This is a genomic window from uncultured Microbacterium sp., from assembly GCF_913776565.1.
Classification (GTDB): Bacteria; Actinomycetota; Actinomycetes; order Actinomycetales; family Microbacteriaceae; genus Microbacterium.
Map to the genome: position 1 here is coordinate 1 of NZ_CAJYPF010000161.1, position 7664 is coordinate 7664.

Annotated in this window: 8 protein-coding genes and 1 tRNA gene; 8 read left to right on the top strand and 1 reads right to left on the bottom strand. The window is 68.6% G+C overall.

Going from position 1 to position 7664, the window contains the following annotated elements; translation table 11 throughout:
• From QZ433_RS08880 to nusG, 5 genes are all read left to right on the top strand, one after another.
• A partial coding sequence (locus QZ433_RS08880; protein WP_295782135.1) for an APC family permease occupies positions 1–1185 on the top strand: 1185 nt, incomplete at its 5' end.
• Between the two features lie 22 nt (positions 1186–1207).
• The gene (locus tag QZ433_RS08885; protein ID WP_295782138.1) at positions 1208–2569 is read left to right on the top strand and encodes an NAD-dependent succinate-semialdehyde dehydrogenase; all 1362 of its coding nucleotides are present in this window, start codon (positions 1208–1210) and stop codon (positions 2567–2569) included.
• 171 nt (positions 2570–2740) lie between these two features.
• Positions 2741–2813, top strand: a tRNA-Trp gene (locus tag QZ433_RS08890).
• 42 nt (positions 2814–2855) lie between these two features.
• A complete protein-coding gene (secE, locus tag QZ433_RS08895) occupies positions 2856–3131 on the top strand; it encodes a preprotein translocase subunit SecE (RefSeq protein WP_295782141.1) in 276 nt (91 codons plus the stop codon).
• Positions 3132–3191: 60 nt separating this feature from the next.
• Entirely contained in the window at positions 3192–4313 is a 1122-nt protein-coding gene (gene nusG / locus QZ433_RS08900; protein ID WP_295782144.1) for a transcription termination/antitermination protein NusG, read from the top strand.
• Between the two features lie 125 nt (positions 4314–4438).
• Here the strand turns inward: nusG and QZ433_RS08905 are convergent, their stop codons facing one another.
• A complete protein-coding gene (locus tag QZ433_RS08905; RefSeq protein WP_295782146.1) occupies positions 4439–5134 on the bottom strand; it encodes a hypothetical protein in 696 nt (231 codons plus the stop codon).
• A 598-nt stretch (positions 5135–5732) separates the two neighbouring features.
• Between QZ433_RS08905 and rplK the strand changes: the two genes are divergently transcribed.
• From rplK to QZ433_RS08920, 3 genes are all read left to right on the top strand, one after another.
• Complete coding sequence (gene rplK, locus QZ433_RS08910; protein ID WP_058232721.1) at positions 5733–6164, top strand: 50S ribosomal protein L11; 432 nt, start codon at positions 5733–5735, stop codon at positions 6162–6164.
• Between the two features lie 11 nt (positions 6165–6175).
• Positions 6176–6868, top strand: coding sequence for a 50S ribosomal protein L1 (gene rplA, locus QZ433_RS08915; protein ID WP_108319386.1), 693 nt, complete (start codon positions 6176–6178; stop codon positions 6866–6868).
• A gap of 192 nt (positions 6869–7060) precedes the next feature.
• Positions 7061–7664 (top strand): transporter substrate-binding domain-containing protein (locus QZ433_RS08920; RefSeq protein WP_295782154.1); only part of this gene is annotated, 604 nt, incomplete at its 3' end.

Sequence of the window (7664 nt, forward strand, 5' to 3'; positions counted from 1 at the left end):
CTGGCCGGGATCGCGGTGGACTTCCTCTTCCTGCTCATCGCCCAGATCAGCGGCAACGCCGAGATCGCCGAGCTCACGCGGGTCGTGCCGATCAACATCGCGGTCTGCCTGCTGTTCATGCTGCTCGCCACGATCGTGTCCTACCGCGACCTGCAGACCACGCAGCGCCTGCAGTACGGGCTGGTCGGTTTCCAGATCCTCGTGCTGCTGGTGTTCGCGGGCGCGGCCGTCGTCGAGATGATGAACGGCAACGCCTTCGACGCGAGCCCGGTGCAGGCGTCGTGGTTCAACCCCTTCGAGGTCGACTCCTTCAGCGCCTTCGCGGCCGGTCTGTCGCTGTCGATCTTTATCTTCTGGGGATGGGACGTCATCCTCACCATGAACGAGGAGACCAAGGACCCCGACCGCACCCCCGGTCGCGCGGCCACCGTCACGGTGTTCCTCATCGTCGCGCTGTACCTGCTGATCGCGGTCGCTCTGCTGATGTTCGCCGGCAACGGCACGGGCGAGCTGGGCCTCGGCAACGAGGACATCCAGGAGAACGTCTTCTTCCACCTCTCGGGACCGATCCTCGGCCCGTTGGCGTTCCTCGTCTCGCTCGCGGTGCTCACCAGCTCGGCGTCGTCGCTGCAGGCCACGTTCGTCGGCCCCGCCCGCACGCTCCTGGCGATGGCGCACTACGACGCCCTGCCCCAGAGGTTCGCGAAGGTCAGCCCGCGCTTCTTCACCCCCGGGTACGCCACGATCGTGTCCGCGATCGTCGCCTCGGCCTTCTACGCGATCATGCGCGTCCTGAGCGAGAACGTCCTCACCGACACCATCACGGCGCTGGGCGCGATGATCTGCTTCTACTACGGCCTGACCGCCTTCGCGTGCGTCTGGTACTTCCGCAAGCAGTGGTTCGACTCGGTGCGCAACGTCTTCCTGACGCTGCTGGCCCCGCTCGTGGGCGGTGTCATCCTCGCCGTGCTCTTCGTGACCACCCTCATCGACAGCGCGGATCCCTCGTACGGTTCCGGTTCCGAGATCGGCGGTGTGGGTCTGGTCTTCGTCATCACGGTCGTCATCATCGTGGTCGGAGTCGTCCTGATGATCGCGCAGCGTGTGAAGAGCCCCGCGTTCTTCCGCGGTGAGACCCTGGGACGCGAGGCGCCCGCGAGCGCCCGCCGTCGCCGCACGTCCTGACAACGAAACGAAAAGGAGCACCATGAGCGACTACGCCGTCGTCAACCCCGCCACCGGTGAGACCCTCGCCGAGTACGACACGCTCACCGATGCCGGAGTGCAGGATGCCATCGCCTCCGCCCACGACGCGTACCGCGCGTGGTCGCGTACCGCCCCCGCCGACCGCGCGGCGGCGCTGCGCCGCGTCGCCGAGCTGCATCGCGAGCGTCGGGACGACCTCGCGGCGATCATCGTGCGCGAGATGGGCAAGCCGCTGGCCGCGGCCGAGGGCGAGGTCGACTTCGCCGCCGACATCACCGAGTACTACGCCGACAACATCGACAAGATCACCGGAGACACCCCGCTGGACATCCTGGCCGAGGGCACCGCGGTGATCCGCCGTTCGCCGCTGGGCGTGCTGCTGGGGATCATGCCGTGGAACTTCCCGTACTACCAGGTGGCCCGCTTCGCCGCGCCCAACCTGGCGGTGGGCAACACGATCCTCCTCAAGCACGCGCCCCAGTGCCCCGAGTCGGCCGAGGCGCTGCAGACGATCTACCGCGACGCAGGACTGCCCGAGGGCGCCTACGTCAACATCCGCGCGACCAACGACCAGGCGGCGACCATCATCGCCGACCCGCGCGTGCAGGGCGTGTCGGTCACGGGTTCCGAGCGCGCGGGCTCCGCCGTCGCCGCCCTCGCCGGGCAGCACCTGAAGAAGGTCGCGCTCGAGCTCGGCGGGTCCGACCCGTTCATCCTGCTCTCCACCGATGACCTGGATGCCGCGGTGCAGGCCGCCGTGGACGCCCGTCTCGACAACAACGGCCAGTCCTGCAACGCGGCCAAGCGCTTCATCGTCGCCGACGACCTCTACGACGGCTTCCTCGCCAAGTTCACCGCGGCGCTCGGTGAGGCCAAGGTGGGCGACCCGTTCGCCGAGGACACCGTGCTCGGGCCCCTGTCGTCGCTCGCCGCCGCCGAGCGCCTCGACGAGCAGGTCCAGCGCGCCGTCGCCCAGGGGGCGACGGTCGAGGTGGGGGGAAAGCGCGACGGCGCCTTCTACCCCGGCACCGTGCTGACCGGTGTGACGAAGGACATGGACGCCTACGGCGAAGAGTTCTTCGGACCCGTCGGCACCGTCTACCGCGTGTCGAGCGAGGAGGAGGCGATCGAGATCGCCAACGGCACCGGCTACGGCCTGGGCTCGTACGTCTTCACCACGGATGCCGAGCAGGCCCAGCGCATCGCCGATCGCATCGAGGCCGGCATGGTGTACGTCAACGTCGTGCTCGCCGACTCGCCCGAGCTGCCGTTCGGCGGCGTCAAGCGCAGCGGCACCTCGCGCGAGATGGGCCTTCTCGCGGCGGACGAGTTCGTGAACAAGAAGCTCATCCGCTCGGCCTGATCCGCGTCATGTCCCCCGGCCGGTTCGCCTCGCCGGGGGACATGACATAGACTGGGACATGCAGTCGAAATCTGCATTCTTTCGCTGTGCCCCCCGGGGTACACGGCATCCCTCCCCGAGAGATCCAGGTGGAAGTCTGCGGGTCTCGCTTCCCGGATCCCTCGGGATCTTAGGGCGGTAGCTCAATTGGCAGAGCAGCGGTCTCCAAAACCGCAGGTTGCAGGTTCGATTCCTGTCCGCCCTGCGCACAGCGCACGCTGGCACAGACACAGACCTAGGTGGTTCGATGACGCAGGACGAGGCGCAGGGCGAGATCGTCGCCGAGCGCGGCGCGCCCCGCGAGAAGAAGTTGAACTTCTTCGCGCGGATCGCCCTCTTCATTCGTCAGGTCTTCGCGGAACTGCGCAAGGTCGTCACCCCGACGCGGCAGGAACTCGTCAAGTTCACCGCCGTCGTCCTCGGGTTCGTCGTCGTCATGATGGCGATCGTCTACGGCCTCGACGTGCTGTTCGTGTGGATCACCACCGCCGTCTTCGGCGTGCCCGGTACCGCCGGCGCCTGACCGGCGTCTGGTCGGACGCGCGGCGCCAAGAGCGGCCGCCTCTGAACGGAAGAGATCACAGTGTCTGAAAGATATGTCGACGACGCCGATTGGGCGACGGCAGCCGAGCAGTCCAGCGAGGACGACGAAGCCCAGGAGGGCAACGTGCTCCAGTCCCAGGAGCGCGCCTCCGACTCGGCCGAGCACTCCGCCGTCCACATCGTCGACGACGAGACCGACGCCGATGACGCCGACCTGGGCGACATCGACATCACCGACCCGGAGGCGGACGCGATCGTGAACGACGCTCTCGAGATCGACGAGACCAGCGAGGCCGAGGCCGCCGCCGAGGTGCTGACCGACTCCCTCGCCGAGGAGCAGGCCGAAGAGGCCGCCGAGGCTGCCGATGAGGTCACCCCCTACGACGGCCCCGACGTCAACGGTGAGCCCGACGAGCCCGTCCTCGACGAGGACTTCGTCGACGAGGTCTCGGCCGCGGCATCCGTCGTCGACGAGGTCGAGTCCGACGAGTCGCCGGCCGACGCGCCCACCGACGTCGACGGCGTCGACGACGAGGACATCGACCCCTACGACGCGTTCCGCGCTGAGCTGCGCTCTCTCCCGGGCAAGTGGTACGTCATCCACTCCTACGCCGGTTTCGAGCGCAAGGTGAAGGCCAATATCGAGCAGCGCAAGTCGACGCTCGAGGTCGAGGACGACATCTACCAGGTCGAGGTCCCCATGGAGGACGTCGTCGAGATCAAGAACGGCCAGCGCAAGATGGTCAACCGCGTGCGTATCCCCGGCTACGTGCTGGTGCGCATGGACCTCAACGAGGACACCTGGTCGGTCGTGCGCCACACGCCCGGTGTCACCGGCTTCGTCGGCAACGCCCACAACCCCACGCCGCTGCGCTTCGAAGAAGCCTTCAACATGCTGAAGAGCCTCGTCGAGGTGAAGGAGTCCGCACCCGCCAAGGCCGGAGCCGCCAAGGGCGCCCCGACCGCTCAGCGCGTCATCCCGGCCGAGGTCGACTTCGAGGCCGGCGAGACGATCACGATCAAGGAAGGCTCGTTCGCGGGTCTGCCTGGCACGATCAGCGAGATCAAGCCCGAGAGCGGCAAGCTCACCGTGCTGGTGTCGCTCTTCGAGCGCGAGACCCCCGTCGAGCTCTCGTTCGACCAGGTCACCAAGATGGTCTGACGCCCCGCGCGTCCCGCGAACGCCCCGCCCGGCTCCTGCCGCGCGGGGCGTTCGCCGTTTCCCCCCCCCGCCCCCCTCCGCGATACACGCTCGTGCGAGTGAGACATGCCGCAGCACGTGGTGTCTCACTCGCCGTGCCGTTTATCGAACGAGGGCCGCCGCTGCCTCAGCGTCACCAGGCGCGCCGTGTCGGCTGGGTGGACGAGGGGGAGCCCGGCGGCCGTGAGCGCATCGCGCAAGCCATGAATCTGGAGGGCGCCGGCATAATCCCATCGCGCGACTCTCCAACCGGCGCGCCGAAGGGTGTCCTCGCGACGTTTCTCCTCGCGGAAGGCACGTGTCGCGTCGCCATCCGCGCCGTACTTCTGCCATCCATCGCACTCGCCGATCACCCGGTGCTCGGGCCAGCAGAGATCAGAGCGATACGATCGTCCGCCGACGCGGTGCTCCCGCTGCAGAACGGGAACGGGGAACCCGCACCACAGCGCGACGGCGCGACTGATCGACTCCGCGACGGATTCCGCGCGCGCATCCATGTGGGCGCAGACCCATTCGACTCGCCGTCGACCCCGCTCCGTTCGCTGCTCGGTCGCTCGCCCGAGCAACTGGACGCTCGTGGTCCCCACGGCCCGGGCGGCGTGGTCGGCGACGGCGAGGCCGAATGCCGGCGGGAGGCATCGGACGAGGTCGAGGACCGTATCGGTGACCGACGTCGTGCGGATTCGGCCGAGGTGCAGGGGTGTTCGCGGATCGGCGCTGGTGTGGACCGCGACGTCGCCGAAACGCAGAGAACGCGCGCGGCGGGGATCGAAGACGTGCACATCCCGGGGGTGACCGAAGAGCGGCAGGCCGAGCAGGGCCGCTGCCGATTCGTGCGAGAAGATCGCGTCGGGCCGAACGAGCGCGTATGCGTGGACGCGCAGGAGATAGCGGTCCCACTCCGGCAGCGCGTCCCACTCCGAGCGAACGGTGTAGACCGCGGGACGGATACGCAGGAGCGCGCGGTCCGCGGCGGGGTAGGTGCCGGCGGAGGCCGCGTCGGCAGCTCGGAGGAGCGAGGCCGGTGCCCCGGCGGCCGCGGACGGTGAGGTGAGCGTCATCGCCCGAGAGTGGCATCCACTCTCCCCCGGGGAGTCGCGGGCGGGCGCATCTGTGGACGACGCCGCGAGAAACGCACCTGTGAGTGAGGCACGGCAGAGCATGTGCTGTTTCACTCGCCGGAGCGTTTGTCGCGGACAGCGGTGGGCCGGGGCGTCGGGCGAGGCTCGACGGTGAGGAGAGCGCGGGATGCCGGGGCGGCCGGCATCGCGTATGATGAGGAGGTTGCGTGCGTCCGCGCGCGCGACGACCGCTGCCCGGAACCGCCGGGTCGCGGGAGAGAGGGAGCCGCGAGGCACCCGCTCGAGAGAGGAAAAGGATATGGCACCCAAGAAGAAGGTGACCGGCCTGATCAAGCTCCAGATCAAGGCGGGTGCGGCCAACCCCGCGCCCCCGATCGGTCCGGCGCTCGGTCAGCACGGCGTCAACATCATGGAGTTCTGCAAGGCGTACAACGCGGCGACCGAGGCCCAGCGCGGCAACGTCATCCCCGTCGAGATCACCGTCTACGAGGACCGCAGCTTCACGTTCATCCTGAAGACGCCCCCGGCCGCGGAGCTCATCAAGAAGGCCGCCGGCCTCGCGAAGGGTTCGCCCACCCCGCACACCACCAAGGTCGGCAAGCTGACCAAGGAGCAGGTCCGCGAGATCGCCACCACGAAGCAGCCCGACCTGAACGCGAACGACATCGAGGCCGCCTCGAAGATCATCGCCGGCACCGCCCGTTCCATGGGCATCACGGTCGAGGACTGAGGGAGATAACAATGGCTACCAAGTCCAAGGCATTCCGCGCCGCTGCTGAGAAGATCGCGGCCGACACGTTCTACACTCCCGCCGAGGCCGTCGCCCTGGCGAAGGAGACCGGCTCGAAGAAGTTCGACTCGACCGTCGAGGTCGCGCTGAAGCTCTCGGTCGACCCCCGTAAGGCCGACCAGATGGTCCGCGGCACGGTCATCCTCCCCCACGGCACGGGTAAGACCGCGCGCGTCATCGTCTTCGCCAACGGCCCCGCGGCCGAGGCGGCCCTGGCCGCCGGTGCCGACGAGGTCGGCGGCGCCGAGCTCATCGAGAAGGTCGCCGGCGGGTACACCTCGTTCGACGCCGCTGTCGCCACGCCCGAGCTCATGGGCCAGGTCGGTCGCCTCGGTAAGGTCCTCGGACCCCGCGGCCTCATGCCGAACCCCAAGACCGGCACCGTGACCCCCAACCCGGCCAAGGCCGTCGAGGAGATCAAGGGTGGAAAGATCGAGTTCCGCGTCGACAAGCACGCCAACGTGCACTTCGTCGTCGGCAAGGCCTCGTTCTCGGCCGAGCAGCTCGACGAGAACCTGAAGGCCGCGCTCGAGGAGATCGTCCGCCTCAAGCCGTCCAGCTCGAAGGGCCGTTACATCCAGAAGGGCGCCGTGTCGACCACCTTCGGTCCCGGCATCCCGCTGGACGTCAACGCCATCGTCTGACGTTCGTCACCGGAAGCCCCGCCGTGCCCCGTGCCGGCGGGGCTTCCGCGTTCCCGGATGCCGTGCCCCGGGCCGTGCGCCTGCACGGACGTGCAACACAACGTCATCCGGGAAGACGATCCCGCCACGACGTGTTGTGCTGGAGGGTCGCGCTTCGCGACCCGCCCTTGATCTCACATGTCTGGAACAGCTATGCCCCGTCGTCGTCTGACCGTCCTCGCCGCCACCCTGGGCCTGAGCGCCCTCGCGCTGACCGCCTGCAGCGGTGGCGCGACCTCTTCGGCCGACCCCGCCGCCGGCGCCGACTACGGCCTGGTCTCGGGCGGCACCCTCACCGTCGCCACCGAGGGCACCTACCGCCCCTTCTCGTACCACGAGGGCGCGGGCGAGCTCACCGGCTTCGACGTCGAGATCGCCAAGGCCGTCGCCGACAAGCTCGGCCTCGAGGTGAAGTTCCAGGAGACGCAGTGGGACGCGATCTTCGCGGGCCTGGATGCCGGTCGCTTCGACGTCATCGCGAACCAGGTCTCGATCAATCCCGACCGCCAGGAGAAGTACACCTTCAGCGCGCCGTACACCGTCTCGCGCGGCGTCATCGTCACCCCCGAGGGAGACGACTCGATCTCGAGCTTCGCCGACCTGTCGGGCAAGACCACGGCCCAGTCGCTGACGAGCAACTGGTACGAGCTCGCGACCTCCAGCGGCGCTCAGGTCGAGGCCGTCGAGGGCTGGGCCCAGGCGGTCGCCCTCCTCAAGCAGGGCCGCGTGGATGCCACGATCAACGACCAGCTCACCT